Below are 20,965 nucleotides of genomic sequence, written 5' to 3'. Positions count from 1 at the left end.
TTGGGTGTAGATTACCGATATCTACGGCTTGAGCTGACGCTTGATATTCCAACGGTCGTGATACCAGAGCCACTGCTCAGGGTGCTCACGAACCCAGCTTTCTACCTTGTCGTTCAACATCTGCGCGGACCCAACCAGATCGAGATTGCCAGCAGCGTCACGAGGAAGATCGATTCGAGGTTCGATTTCGAGACGGTAACGGTTTCCAGGTAGGCGAATACAGCGAGCCGGATAGACTTCGCATTCAAACTGGCGCACGAGCTTGGGCAGGAGCGGGTTTGTCTTGACGGGCTGACCAAAGAAATCCGTCGAGAGACCCTTTCTGAACTTCTGGTCAACCAGAACACCAACACCCTGCCCTGCCTCCAGTTGCCGGGCCAGCGCAAATGACGATCCGGCATGAGAGGGAACGAGTTTGCCCATCCGCGCGCTTCTGAAATCAAAGATTTTTTTCGCGACATAGGGATTATTGGGCGGACGGAACAGAACAGTGACGTAGAGGCCGAAGGCCGCGCCGGCGACCGGCAGAAGTTCGAAGTTTCCGGTATGGCCGGTAAAAACGATAAACGGCCTTGGGTTGTCGCGCAGATCGAGAAAGATCGGTATTCCCGACACTTCAACGCGTCCAGGTTTATCACTCTCGGGATCAAAATCAAAAAGTCTGTCGAGGAAAACATATTCGGCGGCAAGCCGGCCCATGTTACCCCAGCTATCCATTGCGATCCGAGCGAGTTCTTCCTCGGTTTTTTCAGGAAATGCATTTCGTAGATTGGTCAACATCAACCGATGGCGCGACGTACGCGGTCCGATCTGACGCGTCAGCCAATCTGCGAAACGGATAGCGCCATCTGCCGGCAGGACCTTCAGTAGATTGAGAAATCCGAAGAGAATCTGGGCGATCGACCATTGCCTGAAGTGTTCAAGCGAAAGAACGATCCGTGTGATAAAAAGCTTCAAGGCTCAATCCATCCGCAGGACGATCTTGCCGAAAATCTGGCGTGTTTCCATCCGTTCAAGCGCGCGATCGATGTCGTCGAAGCTTACTTCGGTATCGATGACGGGATGAACGAGGCCACGCCCCATCTTCTGCATGGCATTTGCCATGTTTTCCATCCGGCATCCAAAAGAACCGAGCAATTTCAACTGCTGCTGAAACAGCATCATTAGGTTCATTTCTGTTGAAACGCCGGAGGTCGATCCGCATGTCACCAAGCGCCCGCCGCGCTTCAAGCACAACATCGAGCCTGCCCAGGTGTCCTTACCGACATGTTCGAAAACGACGTCGACACCCTTCTTTTTCGTGAGCTTCCTGACAACACCTTCAAACCGATCGGTCCGATAGTTGATGACGTGGTCGGCGCCAAGAGCCTTGGCTTTCTCAATTTTATCATCAGACCCTACGGTCGTGATCACCGTACAGCCGATCTTCTTGGCAAGCTGGATTGCCGCCGTGCCAATACCGGATCCGCCGGCATGAACGAGAATGGTTTCGCCCGGCTCCAGCTTCGCATTGTCGAACAGCATGTGTTCCACGGTTCCAAATGTGACTGGCGCCAGCGCAGCGCCGACGGCATCGACGCCGGGAGGGGCGGGAACGAGAAGACGTGCAGGCAGGTTGACCTTTTCCTGCGCAAAGCCGTCCAGATGAAAGCCGTGAACGCCGCCGACATGTTCGCAAAGATTGTCGCGACCCTCACGGCAGGGACGGCAAAGCCCGCATGTCCGGGCACCATATATCGAAACCAGCTGACCTGGCAGCACATTCGATACACCTTGTCCTATGCTCTCTACGACACCAGAGGCTTCGGCGCCGATCACGAGGGGCATCTTGCGCTTTGCAAAAGCCATGCCGCGCCAGCCCCAAACGTCGATATGGTTGAGTGCGACCGCCTTGACGCGCAGCGTCACCTCGCCTGGCGCCGGCGCATCCGGTTCAGGCAAATCAGTGATTTCCAGCTTACGATCATCAACGAGTTGCAAAGCACGCATGAAACTTATCCTTCGCCATGATTGGCGTGATTGATAACGTCTTCCGAAATATGACGAAGGGCAAAGATAGCATAACTATCCCTGCCCGCCGGTCATTTCTTATCGGGGGTGATCTAAGCCGGTTCCCTGGCCATGACAAGGCTCGCATTTTGTCCGCCAAATCCGAACGAGTTGGAAAGGACAGCCGAGACCTCCTTGCTACGCTTCGCGTTCGGAACGACGTCAAGCACGATGGCAGGATCCGGCGTATTGTAATTGATCGTCGGCGGCAGGGTTCCAGTGCGCATCGTTTGCAGCGAAAACACGGCTTCGACAGCGCCTGCAGCCGTCAGCGTATGGCCGATCATCGACTTGTTGGACGATAGAGGAATTGAGGCGAGTTGTTCGCCGAAGACGGACAACATGGAGCCGTATTCCATCTTGTCGTTCTCAGGCGTGGAGGTGCCATGGGCGTTGATGTATCCGATATCGCTTTCCGAGATACCGGCATCGGTCAATGCGGCGCGAATAGTAGCGATAGCCGGTCCACCATCCGGAGAGGAGCGCGTTCGATGGAACGAGTCAGCCTTTTCACCGGCACCCTTCATGATACCGATAATCTTTGCACCACGAGCCAGTGCAGCTTCGAGCGATTCCAGAACAAGGGTTGCTGCGCCTTCCGCAATAACAAACCCATCGCGATCTTTGCTGAACGGCTTTGAGGCCTTTTCAGGCGGATCGTTTTGTGTGGACAGCGCGGAAAGGAGTGAGAAACGGATCAAGGCTTCAGCACTCAATGAGCCGTCGGTCGCGACAGCAAGAGCACGATCGGTCCGGCCCTGGCGTATTGCTTCGATGCCAAGCTGGATAGCGGTCGCGCCCGAGGCACAGGCCGTTGAAAGCGTGACGGGAAGTCCGCGCGTTCCGAACCTGTCGGAAAGACGTTCGGAAATCGCGCCAAACAAGGCCGCTTCATGAAAGACCGGATCAGGCCGCTGGCGAAGCGTAGCCAAAAAGCGCTCATAGGCATCGCCACTGTGATCAGCCGGCGGCGAACGATCGGCGAGTTCGAACCGCGCGCTCCACTCCGGCTCGATCGGCGGCGCGGCTAGAAAAAGCGGCCCATTGAAATCGCCAGATATATTGGCATCTGCCAATGCTTCGATCGTCGTCTCGCGGGCAAAAGCGAAAGAACGCTCCACTGCATTCGGCATTGGAATGTCGATGAAATCGACCGTCCCTGCAATGCGCGTCGACAGATTATCTGTCGGGAAGCGAGTGATAGCATGGATGCCGGAGCGACCGGACGTCAACGCCTCCCAATTGTCTTTCAAGCCTTGACCAAGAGATGTAATTACGCCGACGCCAGTTACGGCAACAACCGGCCTGCCAAGATGGTCCCGATATGCGGATTGAGACATGGTTTTCTTCCTCAAGCCTCGGCAGATAGAATAGCGACGCCTTCGCCGCGCTGGTGACCGACCGTCGTCACCAAGGCGGATTGCGCGCCGAAATTCATTGGCTTTTCATGTGCGGAATCAAAGGGCGGCACCTTCGCTTTTCCGTCCACGGCCAGTGCAGCAAGACAAAGGCCAAGGGTGAAGTGCGCTTCCAGCCCATGTCCTGTCACTCCACCAAACCCTCGGATAGCAGCCTGAGGCAGCCGCTGCCCCAGAACGGCTTTCTCACGGGCTGACAATTCTGGCATACCCGTGGCACCCGAAAAAACGATCAAATTTGATCGTTCGGCAGCAGGTTGGATCATGCGCTCAAGACGCGTTTCAAAACGACCAGCAGCCCTGTCGCCGCGATCGCCTTCAACCGTGTCAATCGTCGCATAAATATGCGCTTTGCGCGCCTCGGCATGCTTGCGGGACTCAAGGACCAGAAATGCGCCAAGCGACCCGATTATGATGCCGCCGCCTTTTCCGTCCTCGTTGCGCGACCAAAGCGGACGCCATTCGCCGTAGGCGTGCGCGTTGATCGCTTCGAAGAGCAACACCATATCGAGCCGTTCGGCAGAAAATGCTCCCCCTACCAGCGCATGAGAGGACTCGCCCGATCGAATGCGATGGAACGCGGTCTCGACTGCAGAAATGCCGGACGCTTCCTCGCCCATAAAGGTGCGTGAGGAACCTGTTACCTTGTGAACGATCGAAATATTGCCGGCGAGTAGATTTGATAGCTGCGCCAGGAAAAGCGTCGGGCGAAGCTCGGTTGTCAGTTTCTCGTTGAGGAGAACCTCGCGGTCGTTGCGCTTGAGCGCTTCGTCGACAATCAGCGTGTCGACGTTCACATCTCGCTCACCGCCGCCAGCCGCGACAATCATGTCCATCGTTCCGCAGGCTTCAACGTCGTCCTTCAGTCCGGCGTCGTCAAGCGCAAGGCCGGCTGCGAATACGCCGATCCTCTGCCAATTTTCCATCTGGCGCTGATCGCCGCGCTTGGGGATCTGTTGAGACCAATCGATCTGCGGCAATGGATGGATAGGATAGGGTTTAAACCGCTCGGTCTCTATAGCCGTGGCTGGCGGCTCGTTCCCGTTCAACAAAGCAATATGCGGTTCTTTTCCGACGCCCTGGCAGGTCACGATGCCGATGCCTGTTATCACGACGTCATTCGGGTTCTTGGTCATTGCTTAACTCCCTGGGCGGCAATGGCATCCATCAATCCCACCTCGCCCGCACGCTTGCGCACTATATCGCCCAAGGGAACCTCATCAAAGCGAAGGGTCCTTAACTTAAGCTGCGCATCGCACACTTTTTTGCCGCCGCTCTCTATCTTAGCTTTGGTGACAGCAAAGCCGGAACCATCGTGTTCGAGACGAGCTTCGATATCGAGTACAGCCTCAGGTTCAACGAAAGTACGCATTTTTGCGCCGTCGACCGACATCAAAAATGGCATTGCTACAAAATTGGTTGCCGCAAGCACGAGCATTCCGGAGGCTTGCGCCATCGTTTCGATGAGCAGAACGCCCGGAACAAGTGGCATGCCTGGAAAATGACCTTCAAAGACAGGACTTTGCGCCGGCACGACCGAGCGAGCTCTCAATATCTTTGCCTCGAGATCAACCGACTCCACACGATCAATCATCTGGAAATATTCCAGCAGCATTTTACCCTCCGTCGCAGCACAAGTAGCGCCGGCCTTAAACAGTTCGCGGAAAGATATGGCCTGCCACGCCAACTGCAAAGATCAAAATATAGCAGGAGACCGCCGATCCGGCCGGCGGCATCGCACTGAACAATCGTCGGTCGGCAGTGAGATGACCGACAAAAGGATGAAACAAATCAGCCTTTGGCTGCGCGCAGTTCGTCAATCTTTGCGCAGAGGTTCTTCAAAACGAAGTATTCTTCCGTCGAAACCTTGCCTTCATTGACTTCTTGAGTCCACTTCTCAAGAGGGATCTTGATGCCGAATTCCTTGTCGATTGCAAAAACGATATCGAGGAAGTCGAGGCTGTCGATCCCAAGATCATCGATCGTATGGCTTTCGGGCGTAATTGTTGCGCGATCGATTTCGCTTGTTTCAGCAATGATATCGGCAACTTTATCGAATGTAGCGGTCACGCGGGTAAACCTCATGAATGACGAATGAACCCCTCTTAGGCAAAACCATCACAAAAGCCAATGGCCTCGGCATCTGCAGCCAGCACTTTGAAGAGCGATGTGCCCTATCAGCAATGGCAGGCGATCCGGAAGGCGTGCGGCGAGGAGAGCCTAGAGGCGCAGCCTGGCGGATTGTTCGCAGGCGCGTTACCCGCTCATTACAGAAAAGCGACAAATACCGCAAGCGCGACTGCGGCGAGCAATGAGCAGCTTGCATTGAAAACCGCAAGGGCTTGTTTGATATCGCCGGCTGTCGCACCATTTCGTCCGCCGGCATTGATCATCGGTTCGCGCACGAGCGATCCCCCGTAAATGCGCGGCCCTGCCAGTTGTAAATCGAGGGCGCCCGCCATCGCAGCCTCCGGTCTTCCAGAGTTTGGCGAGCGATGCAAGCCGCCGTCCCTCAGGGCCGTCATAACAGCCTCTCGCCCGGCATCTCGTCCGAGACGGCACAGAGCCCCGCCGGCGATCAAGAGAATGGAAAGCCTTGCCGCAGGCCAGTTAGCCACATCGTCCAAGCGCGCGGATGCCCAGCCAAAATCTATATAGCGCTCGTTCTTATGGCCAATCATCGAATCGGCGGTGTTCAGCATCTTGTAGGCAAGGATACCCGGAAGACCCAAAAGCACATACCACAAGGCGGGGGCAACAACGCCATCTGAAAAGTTTTCCGCAAGGCTTTCGATTGCTGCTCTGCATATTCCCGCTTCATCCAGAGTAGCAGGATCGCGGCCAACGATCATTGACACGGCGTGGCATCCCCCCGTCAATCCATCTTGCTTCAACCCGAGCGCAACCGCATCGACATGATCGTAAAGACTTTTTTGTGCCAGCAGGACACAAACCAGCAGCGTCTCGGCGAAAATACCAGCCGGCCCGAGCAACGAGAAAAAAGCCTTGAGCAAATATCCAGTAATCAGGCTACCGGCCAGAAGCACGCCGATCGCCAGTAGTCCCCTCGCCCGTCGGGTGGCTCGGTCGAGTGACGGCAGGTTCCAGCGCTTATCGCAAATGGAGATAGCTTTTCCGAAGAGCACGACCGGGTGAGGTATGCGGCTCCATAGCCATTGCGGGTCGCCAAGCAGCCGGTCGAGCAGAAGTGCTAAAAACAGGACCAGCATATGTCCGTCGAGGTTGTTCATTAAGCGAACTCCGTCAGTGCCCTGAAAAGCCGCTCATCACCAGCTTCGTCCGGCGCAAGACCAAAGCGGAGCCAATTCGGCTCGTAATCGAACTTGCGTACCAGGATCTGATGACGGCAAAGATGACGGTGAATCTCCTCGGCTCGCTCGTCCAAAACCAGAGAAAACAATGATGTACCGCCAATGACTGAAAGCCTTGCCCGTTCCAGGACCTTCAACTGAGCTGACTTGCGCCCTTCGATCTGGTTGCGCAGCGGGATCGGATCTTGGGACAAGAGCTTCTCAGCAAGGTAAAGCGCCGGCCCAGAAACAGCCCAAGGACCGAGGCCACGTTCAAGCCGTAGGAGGCATTCAGCGCTTGCAATTGCAAAACCTATTCTTGCCCCAGCCAAACCAAAAAACTTCCCAATCGATCGGAAGATCAAAAGACGCGGCATATCCGCGGCAAGTGCCGCCAGGCTGATGTCGGGATCCGTATCTGCAAATGCTTCATCCACGACCAACACGCCATTGGTTGCAGATAACCTGTTGTAAAGCCGCACCAGCGACTCGGTGCCATCGCCGCGCCCGTCTGGATTGTTGGGATTGACGACGACGGCAAGGGCGCAGTCATCAGTCACGTCTTCCAACGTCGATGCGCTGTGGACATGCAAACCCGCATGCCGAAAAACCCGCGCATATTCGCCGTAGGTCGGCGAAACGATCGCGACCGGCCGATTGACGTCACTCATCAGTGACGGCAACAACTGAATAAGTGACTGCGTTCCTGGCGCGGGAAGAGGCAAGATCGGTCCTGAACGATAGTAGTCTCGTGCCGCTTCACGAGCCTTCATGACAAGATCATCGTCGGGCAAACGATGCCAAACAGATGGCGGTATTTCGGGAAGCTTGGGCGGATTGGGATTGAGACCAGTCGAAAGATCGAGCCAGTCTGCCGGCTCTCCACCATATAGGCCTGCAGCGGCCGCGATGCCACCGCCATGTATAATCCGCCCGGTCATCGTGATGGCACCTCGACATCAAGCAGATGCATGTAAGACCCGGCGACCTGCCCGCGCCGAAGCCCAACGGCTCCCAACTCGTTATCTCTCGCGTCTCGCGCCAAAAACAGTCGATCCGCTTTTCCTTCGGAAACAACGGTCGAATAGTGAAACTCGTGCGCTGTCATCGACGTCGCGAAAATACTCTCGTCGACCGGCTTTACGCGGCGATACCCAAGGTGACGTTTGCGCTTTTCGTAGCTCGTCACTAGCGGCAGAAGACCGAGCATTGGGTGGGTTTCTCCGGCTGCATCGATAAGCGCCTCGCCGAGGACCATATAACCGCCGCACTCGCCGTAAATGCGTGTTCCCGCTTCCGCAGCACGTCGCATCCCGCCTTTAAAGGTCTCCGTCCGTGCCAGTACCGGCGCGTGCAATTCAGGATAACCGCCTGGGAGATAGATCGCGTCAGCTTTCGGCGCCGGGGCCTCGTCAGCCAAAGGAGAAAAGAATGAAATGGTTGCGCCACGGCGTCGCCAGCCGAGCAGCATATGTTCATAGCAGAAGGAGAAGGCCGTATCGCGCGCGACAGCGATGTTTGCGCCCAGCGGCGGAAGGCGGACGATATTGGCTGCTGACGGCTTTTCCTGACCTTGATGAGCAACCCTTAACAAGAATTCGAAATCACAGCGAGTCGACACGATGGAGGAAGCCTTTTCAATGAAGCTTTCTAACGCAGCGTGCTCTCCAGCCTGGACAAGTCCTAGATGCCGTTCAGGCAGCGACAAAGCCGGGTCTGGAGGCAAGACAGCCACGATCGGCATGTGAATTTCATCGAGCGCACGCCGCAACATGCCTTCATGTCGCTCGCTTGAAACGCGGTTGAGGATAACACCAGCAATGTGGATGTCGGACCGATAGTCCGCGAAGCCTTTGACGAGCGGCGCGATGGACTGCGCCATGCGCGACGCGTCCACCACGAGAATAACCGATAGGCCCAGCAGGGCAGCAAGATCAGCAGCCGTGCCGCTACCGTCAGTCGCTCCATCGAACAGCCCCATCATCGCTTCGATTACCAGCAAACGCCCGCCCATTCGGTGCAAAGCTGCGTTTGTAGTGATCAGCTCTGGCCGCATCCCCCAGGGATCGAAGTTCAAGCATGGCGTTGCACTCGCCGCAGCGTGGAATGCAGGGTCGATGTAATCCGGCCCCGCCTTGCCGGGGGCAAGCTCAATGCCGCGCTGCTTTAAGGCTCGCAGCAAGCCCAGAGTAATCGTTGTCTTACCAGAGCCCGACGATGGCGCCGCAATCATCAATCCCGTCATAGGCCCTCCTTCAGCTGGTCTTGCCAATCGCCGGAATGCATCCTGCGCTCGGAAAGAGCACTCATCCAGTCGAGAGACGAACGAAGCCGAACGACTTCACCCACAACGACGATGGCGGGCGGGCGCAACCCAGCAGATCGAGCAGCAGCCGAAACGCCGCCAAGCGTCGTTTCGAGAACCTGCTGCTTTGCTGTTGTGGCGCTCACGGCAATCGCAACCGGTTCGTCCGATCGACGTCCTGCCTTCATAAGTTCTGCGCTGACATGATCAAGATGCTTCATCACCATGTACATCACAATCACGGGTGAAGCTTTCGCGATCGCAGCCCAATCGATCATATCGGGGACCAGACCTGAGGAATCATGGCCGGTGAGAAAGGTCACGGCGTGATTAACGTCGCGATGCGTCACAGGAATGCCGGCGTAGGCAAGACCGCCGATCCCCGCTGTGATGCCGGGAACCACTCTGAAAGGAATGTTATATTCAACCAGTGTCAACGCTTCTTCACCGCCGCGCCCGAAAACGAAGGGATCCCCTCCCTTCAGGCGAAGGACTCGTTTTCCTGCCCGTGCAAACTCGACAAGCTGCATAGAAATATCGCGTTGAAGAGGTGATGGCGTACCGCCTCTCTTTCCCGCATAGATCAATTCCGCTGCCGATCCTGCAAGCTTCAGGCAGTTCTCATCGACGAGAGCGTCGTACACAATGACATCTGCCTGCCGCAACGCGCTCATTGCCATGAGCGTCAGTAAACCAGGATCGCCGGGACCGGCGCCGACGAGCCAAACACTACCGGGCTCTAATGTCGGAAAAGTGGATAGCAGCGTGTCGATCATGCGGCTGGTCTAATTCATAGGTGCTCAAAGTGTAAGAGGACAGTGGCACGCCGATGAAATATCGACAGCGCCGCCGGCCTCAAAATCTCACAGACGTTCTGAACGTCCGGACACAAAGAGCAGGTTAGAGAGGCTTTTGCAATTCGGCTCCATCTTTGAGAACCTAAGCCTCTTTGATAGACGAAAATTAGGCTTGCGTCAGCGTGTCACCGATCAGAGATATAACCTTCTCAGATTGGATCCCAATGCAAACGGTCTGGCTCGACAAATTGTCGAAATCCGCATTTGGCGGGAATCGCCGGCCATCGGGCTTTAGAATAGTCTGACCGTCTGCAATTCCTCCGCAAACAACACGAACAGCACCAGTAGTCGTGGTGAAGAGCTCGGGGGCCACAATGTAGACGCAGGCGCAGCTATCGTGCACCATCATGCCGTCCTTCACGGCGTGAGCGTAAAAGTCGATATAGAACTGAGAGAGTTCGTCGAGCATTTTAACGGCGCCATCGCCTTTGTCCGCCAAGGCACGCAGCTCGCTGCGGCTCATCGTTGTCACAGAGGTGACGTCTAGTCCAATCACGACCACCTTCCATGGAGCCTTCATCACGAGATCGGCCGCTTCTGGATCGCCGTGAATATTGGCTTCCGCAACGGGAGACACGTTGCCCGGGCAATAAAAATTGCCGCCCATGATCACGACGTCTTTTACAAGGCTCGCGATATCAGGGGCTTCGTGCAGAGCAAGGGCAAGATTTGTCATACGTCCAACAGCGACTATGCGCACTTCTCCCGGATTGGCGCGCACGGTGTCGATGATGAAGCGATGCGCCGGTCTCGCATCGAGAGGTAAATCGATCAACTCTGGCACGGCAATATTTCCAAGGCCGTTGTCACCGTGCACCATTGTCGGCCATGCTGCACCCCGACGCTTGCGATCGAACGTAACGCCCGCACCCTTTGCCACCGGCGCGGCAATGCTCCATTGCTGCTTAAGAAAAAGCGCATTACGGGTCGTTGTTTCAATCGCCGCATTTCCAAAGACCGTCGTAATACCGATCAGGTCGATTTCCGGATGGCGATGGAGAAATAACAGCGCCATTGCGTCGTCGACGCCTGGATCCGTGTCGTAAATTACCTTGTGCATGCAGCTTGTCCTTGAAGGCGCGTTTTCAAAAGTCGAGTCGGCGGAAAGCATAGCCCCGATAAAAATGCTCGCAACTACTGGGTACTGGCAAGAGCCGCCGTCGCATGCGCAGACTTTGTTTTCGCGATGACGAGTTTTCCATCTTTGCCGGCAGCCGCCAGAGCTGCCGCTTCGGCCACACCGTGACAGCCAACATGCGCAAAAACGAGGTCTGAGGGGTGGATCAGCCGCGGCGTTTCCTCCTCAAGCCGTTGGGCTGAAAAGGTCAATAAAGGGCGAGCGAGGCGATCGGCGAGCCAACAGACGGCAGGTTCGTAGCGACGCTTCTCAATGGAAGCAACGGCCTTTATCTCGTGAGGCGATACGCCTGCCCGCTTCAAGACCTCGGCTACGAGCTCATCCATTTCAGCTTTGCCTGTACCACGCTCACATCCGACCCCAAGCATAAAGAGCTTCGGCGTTGCGGAACTCGAATGTCCATCGCTTGACACTTCCATTCTTCGGTCCTTGTTGACGCCATCGGACTGGCTTCAATTTTTTGCCAGGCATTGCAGCACCTTGCATGAAATGCAAGAAGGCACGTACCTCTTTATTGGATTGCTGCCTTGGCCGACATAGCCCCCCATCTTCTCTTGCTCCTTGCCTTTGCTGGTTTTTTCGCAGGATTCGTAGATTCCATCGCAGGCGGAGGCGGCCTCATCACAGTGCCCGCGCTGCTGATCGCCGGTATCCCGCCCGTTCAAACGCTTGGCACCAACAAAGTACAAGCGATCTTCGGCTCCGCCTCCGCAACGATTGCTTATGCGCGGCAAGGCCATGTGAACCTGAAAACGCAGCTGCCGATGGGCCTGATGGCAGCGATTGGCGGAGCTCTCGGCGCTGCCTTGACGACCTTTGTGCCAGGCGACTTGCTGCGCGCAATCATGCCAGCTTTGCTGATTGCAATTGCTGTCTATTTTGCCTTCAAACCCAACCTCGATGACTTGGACCGTCACCGGCGCATGAGCGCTTTTGCCTTCGGACTGACTTTCGTTCCCCTCATCGGCTTTTACGACGGTATCTTCGGTCCCGGAACGGGATCCTTCTTTATGCTGGCCTTTGTTACACTTGCCGGCTTTGGCGTCCTGAAGGCTACAGCGCACACGAAGCTTCTAAACTTTGGCTCGAACCTAGGCGCATTGCTGGTTTTCATGTTCACCGGCTCCATCCTTTGGAAGCTGGGCCTCATCATGGGGATCTGTCAGTTTTTAGGGGCTCAGGTTGGCTCACGTCTTGCCATGCGCATTGGCGCGCGGCTTATCCGACCGTTGCTGGTCGCAATCTGTATTGCCTTTGCGATTAAACTGTTAGCGGATCCGGCAAACCCGATCTGGATCTACCTGCGCGGGCCTGCGTAGCCATTAATCACCTTTTGGCTTCCTATCACTCAATACTCCACGCCGAGTTGCCCTTTGATTCCCGACCGGAACGGATGCTTCACCAGTTCCATTTCGGTAACGAGGTCCGCGATCTCGATCAGTTCTTCCTTCGCATTACGGCCTGTTAAGACCACATGCGTCATGTACGGTTTTTCGTCTTTCAGGAAGCTGACGACCTCTGTTAGGTCGATGTAGTCATAGCGCAGCGCAATATTGATTTCGTCCAGAAGCACCATCGAATTGCGCTCGTCACGGATCAGGTCTTTCGCTTTCTCCCAGGCGGCCTTTGCCGTTGCAACGTCGCGCGCTCGGTCCTGCGTCTCCCAGGTAAAGCCCTCGCCCATGGTGTGGAACTGGCAGATATCCGAAAAGTGCCGCTCGATCAGATCGCGCTCCCCCGTCGACATCGCTCCCTTGATAAACTGAACCACAGCACATGGTTTGCCATGCGCAATATGCCGAAAGATCATGCCGAAGGCTGCTGATGTTTTGCCTTTTCCTTTGCCCGTATGGACGATGACGAGACCCTTCTCCTCGGTCTTCGTCGCCATGATCTTGTCACGAGCGGCTTTCTTTTTTGCCATTTTCTCGGCATGCCGGGCATCATCCGCCGGCGGGATTACGTCTTCGCTCATGTCTAGGCTGTTTCCGTTTTGAGATCATTTTTGAGATCATTACGTCTGCTTTGTCGGCCGGAGGCTTCTTCAAGATCAAAACGCGCCGAGTTGCTGCGTGGATGCCAAAGGCCACGATCGATCGCCTCGCATAGCCTCTCAGTCATCTCCTGGAAAGCCGCGGGATTGCTGGTGAGCATAAAGTCGCGAACGGTTTCGTCACGCACAAAAGCATCATAAACCGACTCGAAATGATGGTCACTGACCGCGCCTGTCGTGGCGGCAAAGGCGAACAGATAATCGACCGTTGCGGTAATCTCGGACGCACCCTTGTATCCATGCCGGCGAACGCCGTCGATCCATTTCGGATTGATCACACGCCCGCGGACAACACGGCCAATCTCTTCCTCCAAAGAACGAATCACTGGCTTTTCCGGCCGCGAGTGATCGTTGTGATAAATCACTGGCCGATCTCCTTTCAGGCGCTCCGCAGCGACGGCCATGCCGCCTTCAAACTGATAATATTCATCGCTGTCGAGAATATCGTGTTCGCGGTTATCCTGGTTTTGAACGACAGCTTGGAGGGAGCGAATCTGCTCTTCAAAAATGCCGCGTTCAGCCACTCCCTCTTCGGATGCTCCGTAAGCATAGGAACCGGCAACGAGGTAAGCCTCTCCCAGCTCAGAGCGATCTTTCCAAGTTCCTGTGTCAATCAGTGTCTGGAGCCCTGCGCCGTAACCACCGGGTTTAGATCCAAAGATTCTGTAGCCGGCGCGTTTGCGGGCCTCCCCCTCACTTAACCCGGCTTGTTGTAAGCGCTCCGCCTCAAGGCGCATGCGCATTGCGATCGGGTTTTCACCGTCGTCCTCATCAAGCGAACCGACAGCGCGAATGGCCCGGTCAAGAAGCGCGATCTGTTCCGGGAAGGCATCACGGAAAAACCCGGAGATACGCAGCGTCACATCGACTCTTGGCCTTCCAAGCACAGCGCCCGGCAATATTTCGTATCCCGTGACGCGGCGCGAGTCCATGTCCCACACCGGCTTGGCACCAATGAGGGCAAGCGCCTGCGCAATATCGTCTCCGCCGGTACGCATATTCGCGGTGCCCCAGGCTGTCAGGCCGAAAGAGACCGGCCACTCCCCATGGTCCTGAACATAGCGGCGGATGAGCATTTCGGCCGATTTGCGGCCCAGCTCGTAAGCTGCCGGGGTCGGGACTGCCCTGCTGTCGACAGAGTAGAAATTTCGTCCGGTTGGCAGAACGTCAGGGCGTCCACGGGTCGGTGCACCAGAAGGCCCAGGCGCAACCGATCGTCCATCCAATCCGCGAAGAAGCGCTTCGATTTCGGACCGACCGCAGGCGACAAGGCTCGGCTTAATCTCCTCCTCAACTCGTTTGAGAACGGCTCGCGTCCTGGCCCAACCCTCGGGGCATTCCAGCTCACCCGCCACCAACTCGGCGGCCAGCAGCTCTATGCGTTCGACTGTATCTCCGGCCGTACGCCAGACCGCCTCGGATTGCTTTGCCAGGATATCCGGCCGAGGGCCCGTCCAAGACGCAGCCATGTCGCAGTCCAGCGGATCGAAGACGCCTTTCCAATCTCGCGCATCTGCGAAGGCGTCTTGGGCAATCGCGCGCTGCAGACTGGCATCTGCCCCCTCTCCCGATCCCCGCGGCACGCGAGCAAGCGCCAAACATAGATCAGTCAACAACCGACCTTCGGGCGAAACGCCGAAGATGTGCAAGCCGTCGCGGATCTGCATTTCCTTCAGATCGCATAAATAGGCGTCGAGCTTGCGGAGCGATTCAGTCTCGCTATCATCACGGCCGATGCCAGCATCGCGGTCTAGGCCGATATCGGCAACCAAGTCTAAAATCTGCCGCTGAAGAAGGCGTAAGCGCCGCGGATCGCCGCCGGCGGCATCATAATATTCGTCGACCAGAGATTCTAGGTTCTTGAGCGCGCCATAACTTTCGGCGCGCGTCAAAGGCGGCGTCAAATGATCGATGATGACCGCCGAAGAGCGCCGTTTTGCTTGTGTGCCCTCCCCGGGATCATTGACGATGAAAGGATAAAGATGTGGCATTGGGCCAAGCACGGCCTCTGGGTAGCATGTCTCGGAAAGAGCGAGGGCTTTTCCCGGCAACCATTCGAGGTTTCCATGCTTGCCCATGTGGATCACAGCATCAGCCTGAAAGACGCCCCTCAGATAAGCGTAAAAGGCAAGATAGGCATGCGGCGGAACGAGGTCCGGCGAATGATAACTTTCCTTCGGATCAATCTCGTACCCACGAGGAGGCTGAACCCCGACAAGCAGATTACCGAATTGAAGAAATGAAAGCGGAAAGGCACCATCTAGAAAATTTGGATCTTTTTCTGCAGGCCCCCAACGGCCGTCGATTTCCGCAATGATGGCGGGCGGCAGAGAGGCAATAAATTCGCGGTAAGTCGCAATAGGTAGTCGGCAGCGAATCTTCCTATCAACGCGATCCGCATTTGTAGGCCCTTCTTGCAACTGATTGATCAGTGCGCCGGGATTATCAGGCAGACCACTCAATGCATAACCAGCTTGAAACATGGCCTGCATCGCCTGAAATGCTGCGGCTGGTGTATCGAGACCAACGCCGTTTCCAAGGCGGCCATCGCGATTGGGGTAATTGGCGAGGATGAGGCCAATTTTCCGCTGCTCCAGTTTTTTGGCACGCAGCGTTGCCCAGGCCGCCGCGAGCTTGGCGGTGTAGGCCATGCGTCCCTGATCCGGGACACTGGTCACGATATTGCTTTCAACACGACTGTCATAGCGGGCAGCTGCCTTGAAAGAGATGGCCCGCGCCAGGACCCGTCCATCCACCTCAGGCAAGGCAACATGCATGCCTAGATCACGCGCTGACAGACCTTGAGATGATTCGTGCCAGTTCTCTCGCGAGGACGAGGAGAAGATGGCCTGCAAAACGACCGCGTCGTTCTCGTCCAGCACGGTCGGCTTGTACTGCCTTCCAGGCGCCGAAATGGCAAAAGCCGTTGTGTTGATCATGACGGTGGGTTTTGCCCGCTGCAGCACCTCACGAAGAATGTCCACGCATGAGCTGTCTTTGAGGCTATAGGCAAAGATCGGCAGAGGCAGCAGCCCCTCGGCGAGGAGTGCCTCGACGAGCGCTTCGACCTGGCGCATTGCGCCGCTTTGAACATGTGCTCTGTAAAACGCGATACCGGCGACGGAACGACAATTGCGGTTGTTTGCAGCGCTTGCAGCAAGTGAAAGTTTGTCCCAATCCTCAAAAGAGACGATGCCCCTGCCCGGCCACCAGATGCCGGCCTTGATCAGCGGCGCGGCACTCGTAGGTCGCTCTGCATCCTTCAGGATCGAGCCGAGATACGCTAGGAAACCGCGGGTGTTTTCATCGCCGCCTTCGATCATGTAGGCCCACAAGGCTTCTACGTCCTTGCTGGCCATGCTCGAATAAGGGGCGACGCCAGCATCCGGCTTGGAGTCGCCTGGCAGGACTGCAATCTGGGCGCCGCTGCGCTGCGCACAGGCAAAGAGGGCTTCCAGAATGTAGCGAAAATAACTTGCCCCGCCCAGGGCGCGAACGACGATCAGCTTCGCATGTCGCGCCGTTCGTTCCACGTAAGTGTCGACAGACATCGGGTGGCGCAGACTGTTGAGGTTTGCGAGACGCAAAGAGAAACCGCATTGATCCGGATCAAAAGCGGCAGCAACCGCTGCCAGTTCCGTATCAGCCGCAGAAAGAAAAAGGACATCACCAGGCGACTGTCCGAGGTCGACAGCCTCCTCGCCTTCGGCGATGGTTCCTTTTTGCGCCAGAAGAAGATGCATCTATTTCTCCGCTCAGACGAGCGCTTCGATCGCGTTCCGGACCGCGGTTTCATCCATGTCGTGCAGCCCGATGACGACGAGGCGTGTTGCACGCTTTTCGCCTGACTGCCAAGGACGGTCAAAATAATGATCGATACGGCTGCCGACCGCCTGGAGTTGCAGGCGCATCGGTTTGCCCGCGATATCAACGAAGCCTTTTAGGCGAAGGACATCGTGCGCGGCAATAATCTCTTTCAGCTTCGCGACGAAGTCGGCCTGATCAGCGACTGATCCAAGCTCGACGACGAAGCTATCGAACTCGTCGTGATCGTGCGGCTCTCCGTCTTCGTGCTCAAGCTCGTGATGGGACTTGCGGGCCTGGAGATCATCTTCCGTGCCGACGTGAAGACCCAGCAAAACGCTCGCCGGAACACCACCATGACGTGCCTCGATCATTGTGGGCTTGCGCGTAATACGGCTCTTAACTTCCTCGCGCACCCGCGTCAGACCATTTGCGTCGATCAAGTCGGTCTTGTTGAGAACGATCAGGTCTGCGCAGGTCAACTGATCCTCAAAGAGTTCTTCGATCGGGCTTTCATGATCGAGCGCGTCATCGTTCATCCGCCGCGACTCGACGGCCTCATGATCATCGGCAAAACGGCCAGCAGCTACGGCTGCGCTATCGACCACCGTCACGACGCCATCGACGGTGACTTCACTGCGGATGTCAGGCCAGTTGAAAGCGGCGACAAGAGGCTGAGGAAGGGCAAGCCCGGAGGTTTCGATGATGATATGATCAGGGCGCTTTTCGCGTTCCAGAAGCTTTGTCATCGTTGGGATAAAATCATCAGCGACAGTGCAACAGATACAGCCATTCGTCAGTTCGATGATATCGTCTTCGGAGCAGCTTTCGGCGCCACACCCCTTCAGGACGTCACCATCCACACCCAGGTCGCCGAACTCGTTGATGATGAGTGCTATCCGCTTGCCCCCGGCATTCGTGAGCAGATTTCGGATCATTGTCGTCTTTCCAGCTCCAAGGAAACCCGTAATCACGGTGGCTGGAATTTTTTGCTGGCTCATGCCGTTCAACCTTTCATCGTCAGCGGCAAACCGGCCGCTACAAAATAAACCTTGTCTGCAATCGCTGCGACGGCCTGGTGAAGTCGGCCGGCGTGATCGCGAAAGTCGCGTGCCATTTTGTTGTCGGGCACGATGCCCAGGCCAACTTCATTGGAAACGAGTACGACCGACGCCTGCATTTTCACAAGATGATCGCAAAGGAGCGCAAATTCCTGCGGAACATCGCGCTCTTCCATCATCAAGTTTGTGATCCAAAGCGTCAGGCAATCTACGAGGATGGCACGATCATCGCCGTCGATCTTCGAAAGCTGGTTGACGAGGGTGAGCGGCTCCTCGTGCGTTGTCCATAATTGACCGCGCTTTTTTCGATGCAGATCGATGCGCTCCTGCATTTCCTGGTCGAACGCCCGGCCTGTCGCCAGATAATGTGGTTCCTGCCCACTTTCGAGTGTCAGTCGTTCTGCGAAATTGGATTTTCCTGAGCGCGCGCCGCCGAGCACCAGTGTGATAGCCGGTGAAGCTTTCATTGCGCACTCTCGACGTCGTGACGTGCGAAACGCCAGGACGAAATATTCGTTCGTTCAGCCATGACAACCTCCGTGCTGGCTTCAGGATCAATATCCCGGTTTGAGGGCTTCGCCCGGCACGCATGGCAGGTCTCCTGGCTCGAGGCAATCAGTATGACTGGGCCAGCCGAAGGACCGGCCCAATCATACTGGCGGGCTTCCCTCGCCTTCCCGGCAACGACATGAAAAAGGCGGACGATTCGTAGACTTGAGAGGCGTCCTGCCCCGGTTGATTCAGATCGTTCTTCCAGTGGCTTTTCCGGTATCTTAGCGCGTTGGCCGCTGCACCATGCAGTCGGTTGACACCGCCCTCCAATACCGGATGAGAAAACCCTAGCCGCTCTACAGTCGCGGGGTCGGCTGCGATAAAGGCCCCTGGATTGGGTCGGCCCCTCCGCATTCCCTTTTCATCCGGCAAGCTCGTCACCCAGCCGGAACCATCCGTTCTGGATCAGATGGTTAGGCAAGCCTGCCTGCGAAGTCAACCAGTGGTTCCGGACCCAAAATTTAAAGAGCTTTTCTCGATAGGAATTGTCGTCTTATAACAGTCACTTAAATTAGGTAATCGGCTTTTGATGTCTGGCTTTCGCCGCAATTTTCCATCATGCGGAGCTTTAAGAAACGAAGTCCTTGACCATCTCGCCACTCCGCTAAGTCTGTAACGATGTTCTTCAGGTTAGACATGAGCCGTTTCGGCTCTCTTCGCACGGCCGTCGATCCAACCCGACTGCGCCTCCTTCTGAGGCGTACCGAAATCGGTATGGTCATGGCGGGAGCGTTTATTGGCGTCACCTCTGGCCTTGTGGTAACGGGGATGAGCCTTGCGTCAAGTGAGATGCATCAACTCATCTTTGGCATCGATGACGATGCAAGACTGAGTTCATCTTACATTGACAACAAACTCGTGCTCATGTTGGCACCCGTTGCAGGCGGGATCATCCTTGGCATTTTGCTCTACATATTGAGCAAGACGAGAAAGAGGCTGATGGTCGACCCTATCGAGGCAAATGCGCTCCACGGCGGGCGATTGTCCTTGACGGACAGTATCCTGGTGGTCGTGCAAAATCTGCTCTCGAACGGCTTTGGCGCATCTGTCGGCCTCGAAGCCGGCTATACACAGCTTGCTGCCGGAATCGCTTCTAAGTTCGGTATTAAATTGCAGCTGCGACGCGCCGATCTCAGGATCCTGGTGGGATGCGGGGCAGCAGGCGCCATCGCGTCAGCCTTTAGTGCACCGCTCACAGGCGCCTTTTACGCCTTCGAACTGATTATTGGTACCTATACCATTACCGCGCTGACCCCCGTCGTCGTTGCAGCGCTGGTTTCGACACTGGTATCCAACCTTTTGTCCGGAAGCGACTTCATAATTGATATCGGCGGGTTTGGGTCGGTTGCCCCACCCGATTACATCCCTGCCATTGTGCTCGGAGCCATCTGCGCCGGTGTCGGCATTCTGATCATGCAGGGCGTCTCGCTGGTGGAAGAATTAGCACGTCGGAGTTCGATCTCGCAGCCTTTTCGTCCGGCAATCGGCGGACTTGCCATCGGGCTCCTCGCTCTGATCACGCCACAGATCATGTCCGCCGGCCATGGCGCTCTTCATATCAATCTGGCTCATGAGGTTGGGCTGGCGGCTCTCCTCGCACTGTTTTTCATGAAAGCGCTCGCATCTGCCATTTCCATCGGCTCTGGCTTTCGTGGCGGTTTGTTTTTCGCTTCGCTTTTCATGGGGGCTTTGCTTGGCAAGGCCTTTGCGTACGGCGCACCGTACTTCGCTTATGCAACCCTGACGCCCGTAGTTTACGCAGTCGTTGGGATGAGTTCGCTCGCCGTTGCTATCATTGGCGGTCCGATGACGATGACCTTTCTGGCCCTTGAGGTCACGGGTGACTTTCCAATTACTGCCTTGGTTCTAGCCTCTGTCATAACCTCGTCTCTCGTCGTTCGTGGTACTTTCGGCTACTCCTTCGCAACATGGCGCTTCCATCTCCGCGGAGAGAGCATCCGCAGCGCCCATGACGTCGGCTGGATCCGTAACCTCACGGTAGGCAGGCTGATGCGATCGGACGTCAAGAAGGGAAATATCAAGATGAACCTTCAGGACTTCAAAGAGGCCTTTCCGATCGGCTCTGCACAGCGGGTCGTCCTCGTTGACGATTCTGATAAATATGCCGGGATTGTTCTCGTCCCAGAAATCTATGCCAACATGGTGGAAACCGACGATACGAAACGCTCTCTGAGCGAGTTCATTCGCTACAAGAACGATTTTCTAACACCTCAGATGAACGCAAAGCAGGCTGCGGCGATCTTCGATAAGACGGAGAGCGAAGCGCTCGCAGTGTTGAACAATCTGATTGAACGAAAGGTCGTCGGTCAGTTGAGCGAAAGCCATACGCTTCGGCGTTATACGGAAGAACTCGATCGCCGCCGCCGGGAGATTTCCGGCGAGCTTTGATGCCCTTG

The 20,965-nt window shown here is 56.1% G+C and carries 18 protein-coding genes and 1 riboswitch; of the genes, 2 read left to right on the top strand and 16 right to left on the bottom strand.

Features of this window, described 5'->3' with window-relative positions; all coding sequences use genetic code 11:
• Nucleotides 1-21: 21 nt before the first annotated feature.
• From VQ830_RS03495 to VQ830_RS03440, 12 genes are all read right to left on the bottom strand, one after another.
• Complete coding sequence (locus tag VQ830_RS03495; RefSeq protein ID WP_337266690.1) at nt 22-957, bottom strand: lipid A biosynthesis lauroyl acyltransferase; 936 nt, start codon at nt 955-957, stop codon at nt 22-24.
• Between the two features lie 3 nt (nt 958-960).
• Entirely contained in the window at nt 961-1,989 is a 1,029-nt protein-coding gene (locus VQ830_RS03490; RefSeq protein WP_337266689.1) for a zinc-binding dehydrogenase, read from the bottom strand.
• A gap of 113 nt (nt 1,990-2,102) precedes the next feature.
• Nucleotides 2,103-3,389: a beta-ketoacyl-ACP synthase gene (locus VQ830_RS03485; RefSeq protein WP_337266688.1), complete on the bottom strand. Its 1,287-nt coding sequence runs from the start codon at nt 3,387-3,389 to the stop codon at nt 2,103-2,105.
• A gap of 11 nt (nt 3,390-3,400) precedes the next feature.
• Nucleotides 3,401-4,603 (bottom strand): beta-ketoacyl-ACP synthase, encoded by a 1,203-nt coding sequence (locus VQ830_RS03480; protein WP_337266687.1) that lies wholly within the window; start codon nt 4,601-4,603, stop codon nt 3,401-3,403.
• Nucleotides 4,600-5,082, bottom strand: a complete 483-nt coding sequence (locus VQ830_RS03475) for a 3-hydroxyacyl-ACP dehydratase FabZ family protein (RefSeq protein WP_337266686.1) — start codon at nt 5,080-5,082, stop codon at nt 4,600-4,602. The genes VQ830_RS03480 and VQ830_RS03475 overlap by 4 nt, the downstream gene beginning before the upstream one ends.
• Before the next feature lie 176 nt (nt 5,083-5,258).
• A complete protein-coding gene (locus VQ830_RS03470) occupies nt 5,259-5,537 on the bottom strand; it encodes an acyl carrier protein (RefSeq protein ID WP_337266685.1) in 279 nt (92 codons plus the stop codon).
• A gap of 197 nt (nt 5,538-5,734) precedes the next feature.
• Entirely contained in the window at nt 5,735-6,718 is a 984-nt protein-coding gene (gene cbiB / locus VQ830_RS03465; protein ID WP_337266684.1) for an adenosylcobinamide-phosphate synthase CbiB, read from the bottom strand.
• Nucleotides 6,718-7,719: a threonine-phosphate decarboxylase CobD gene (cobD, locus tag VQ830_RS03460; RefSeq protein WP_337266683.1), complete on the bottom strand. Its 1,002-nt coding sequence runs from the start codon at nt 7,717-7,719 to the stop codon at nt 6,718-6,720. Before cobD ends, cbiB begins: the two co-directional genes overlap by 1 nt.
• Complete coding sequence (locus tag VQ830_RS03455; RefSeq protein WP_337266682.1) at nt 7,716-9,023, bottom strand: cobyrinic acid a,c-diamide synthase CobB; 1,308 nt, start codon at nt 9,021-9,023, stop codon at nt 7,716-7,718. Before VQ830_RS03455 ends, cobD begins: the two co-directional genes overlap by 4 nt.
• Nucleotides 9,020-9,859 (bottom strand): uroporphyrinogen-III C-methyltransferase, encoded by an 840-nt coding sequence (gene cobA, locus VQ830_RS03450; RefSeq protein WP_337266681.1) that lies wholly within the window; start codon nt 9,857-9,859, stop codon nt 9,020-9,022. Before cobA ends, VQ830_RS03455 begins: the two co-directional genes overlap by 4 nt.
• A gap of 187 nt (nt 9,860-10,046) precedes the next feature.
• A complete protein-coding gene (locus VQ830_RS03445) occupies nt 10,047-11,000 on the bottom strand; it encodes a nucleoside hydrolase (protein WP_337266680.1) in 954 nt (317 codons plus the stop codon).
• A gap of 74 nt (nt 11,001-11,074) precedes the next feature.
• Nucleotides 11,075-11,497, bottom strand: coding sequence for a cobalamin biosynthesis protein (locus VQ830_RS03440; protein WP_337266679.1), 423 nt, complete (start codon nt 11,495-11,497; stop codon nt 11,075-11,077).
• Between the two features lie 108 nt (nt 11,498-11,605).
• Between VQ830_RS03440 and VQ830_RS03435 the strand changes: the two genes are divergently transcribed.
• Complete coding sequence (locus tag VQ830_RS03435) at nt 11,606-12,397, top strand: TSUP family transporter (RefSeq protein WP_337266678.1); 792 nt, start codon at nt 11,606-11,608, stop codon at nt 12,395-12,397.
• Nucleotides 12,398-12,426: 29 nt separating this feature from the next.
• On the opposite strand, the gene cobO is transcribed toward VQ830_RS03435, so the two are convergent.
• From cobO to cobU, 4 genes are read right to left on the bottom strand one after another with little or no spacing between them, the layout of a single operon-like run.
• Nucleotides 12,427-13,053 carry a cob(I)yrinic acid a,c-diamide adenosyltransferase gene (gene cobO / locus VQ830_RS03430; RefSeq protein ID WP_337266677.1) on the bottom strand — a complete coding sequence of 209 codons (627 nt, stop codon included), beginning with the start codon at nt 13,051-13,053 and terminating at the stop codon, nt 12,427-12,429.
• A gap of 2 nt (nt 13,054-13,055) precedes the next feature.
• Complete coding sequence (gene cobN, locus VQ830_RS03425; protein ID WP_337266676.1) at nt 13,056-16,874, bottom strand: cobaltochelatase subunit CobN; 3,819 nt, start codon at nt 16,872-16,874, stop codon at nt 13,056-13,058.
• A gap of 12 nt (nt 16,875-16,886) precedes the next feature.
• A complete protein-coding gene (gene cobW, locus VQ830_RS03420; protein WP_337266675.1) occupies nt 16,887-17,936 on the bottom strand; it encodes a cobalamin biosynthesis protein CobW in 1,050 nt (349 codons plus the stop codon).
• A gap of 5 nt (nt 17,937-17,941) precedes the next feature.
• Nucleotides 17,942-18,463: a bifunctional adenosylcobinamide kinase/adenosylcobinamide-phosphate guanylyltransferase gene (cobU, locus tag VQ830_RS03415; RefSeq protein WP_337266674.1), complete on the bottom strand. Its 522-nt coding sequence runs from the start codon at nt 18,461-18,463 to the stop codon at nt 17,942-17,944.
• A 107-nt stretch (nt 18,464-18,570) separates the two neighbouring features.
• A riboswitch (cobalamin riboswitch) is annotated at nt 18,571-18,959 on the bottom strand.
• Nucleotides 18,960-19,166: 207 nt separating this feature from the next.
• On the opposite strand from cobU, the gene VQ830_RS03410 reads away from it, so the two are divergent.
• Nucleotides 19,167-20,957 (top strand): chloride channel protein, encoded by a 1,791-nt coding sequence (locus VQ830_RS03410; protein ID WP_337266673.1) that lies wholly within the window; start codon nt 19,167-19,169, stop codon nt 20,955-20,957.
• Nucleotides 20,958-20,965 lie beyond the last annotated feature (8 nt).

The organism is Oryzifoliimicrobium ureilyticum (assembly GCF_037199735.1).
Lineage (GTDB): Bacteria > Pseudomonadota > Alphaproteobacteria > Rhizobiales > Rhizobiaceae > Rhizobium > Rhizobium ureilyticus.
The sequence above is the reverse complement of the archived record's forward strand: the minus strand, read 5'-3'. Positions and strand labels throughout refer to the sequence as shown.

What these genes read in the sequence shown, in the direction of transcription:
- cobU (WP_337266674.1), bottom strand. Translation starts at nt 18,463, where the DNA reads ATGAAAGCTTCACCGGCTATCACACTGGTGCTCGGCGGCGCGCGCTCA.
- VQ830_RS03410 (WP_337266673.1), top strand. Translation starts at nt 19,167, where the DNA reads ATGTTCTTCAGGTTAGACATGAGCCGTTTCGGCTCTCTTCGCACGGCC.
- VQ830_RS03480 (WP_337266687.1), bottom strand. Translation starts at nt 4,603, where the DNA reads ATGACCAAGAACCCGAATGACGTCGTGATAACAGGCATCGGCATCGTG.
- VQ830_RS03485 (WP_337266688.1), bottom strand. Translation starts at nt 3,389, where the DNA reads ATGTCTCAATCCGCATATCGGGACCATCTTGGCAGGCCGGTTGTTGCC.
- cobN (WP_337266676.1), bottom strand. Translation starts at nt 16,874, where the DNA reads ATGCATCTTCTTCTGGCGCAAAAAGGAACCATCGCCGAAGGCGAGGAG.
- cobW (WP_337266675.1), bottom strand. Translation starts at nt 17,936, where the DNA reads ATGAGCCAGCAAAAAATTCCAGCCACCGTGATTACGGGTTTCCTTGGA.
- VQ830_RS03475 (WP_337266686.1), bottom strand. Translation starts at nt 5,082, where the DNA reads ATGCTGCTGGAATATTTCCAGATGATTGATCGTGTGGAGTCGGTTGAT.
- VQ830_RS03445 (WP_337266680.1), bottom strand. Translation starts at nt 11,000, where the DNA reads ATGCACAAGGTAATTTACGACACGGATCCAGGCGTCGACGACGCAATG.
- cobD (WP_337266683.1), bottom strand. Translation starts at nt 7,719, where the DNA reads ATGACCGGGCGGATTATACATGGCGGTGGCATCGCGGCCGCTGCAGGC.
- cbiB (WP_337266684.1), bottom strand. Translation starts at nt 6,718, where the DNA reads ATGAACAACCTCGACGGACATATGCTGGTCCTGTTTTTAGCACTTCTG.
- VQ830_RS03455 (WP_337266682.1), bottom strand. Translation starts at nt 9,023, where the DNA reads ATGACGGGATTGATGATTGCGGCGCCATCGTCGGGCTCTGGTAAGACA.
- VQ830_RS03490 (WP_337266689.1), bottom strand. Translation starts at nt 1,989, where the DNA reads ATGCGTGCTTTGCAACTCGTTGATGATCGTAAGCTGGAAATCACTGAT.
- cobO (WP_337266677.1), bottom strand. Translation starts at nt 13,053, where the DNA reads ATGAGCGAAGACGTAATCCCGCCGGCGGATGATGCCCGGCATGCCGAG.
- VQ830_RS03440 (WP_337266679.1), bottom strand. Translation starts at nt 11,497, where the DNA reads ATGGAAGTGTCAAGCGATGGACATTCGAGTTCCGCAACGCCGAAGCTC.
- cobA (WP_337266681.1), bottom strand. Translation starts at nt 9,859, where the DNA reads ATGATCGACACGCTGCTATCCACTTTTCCGACATTAGAGCCCGGTAGT.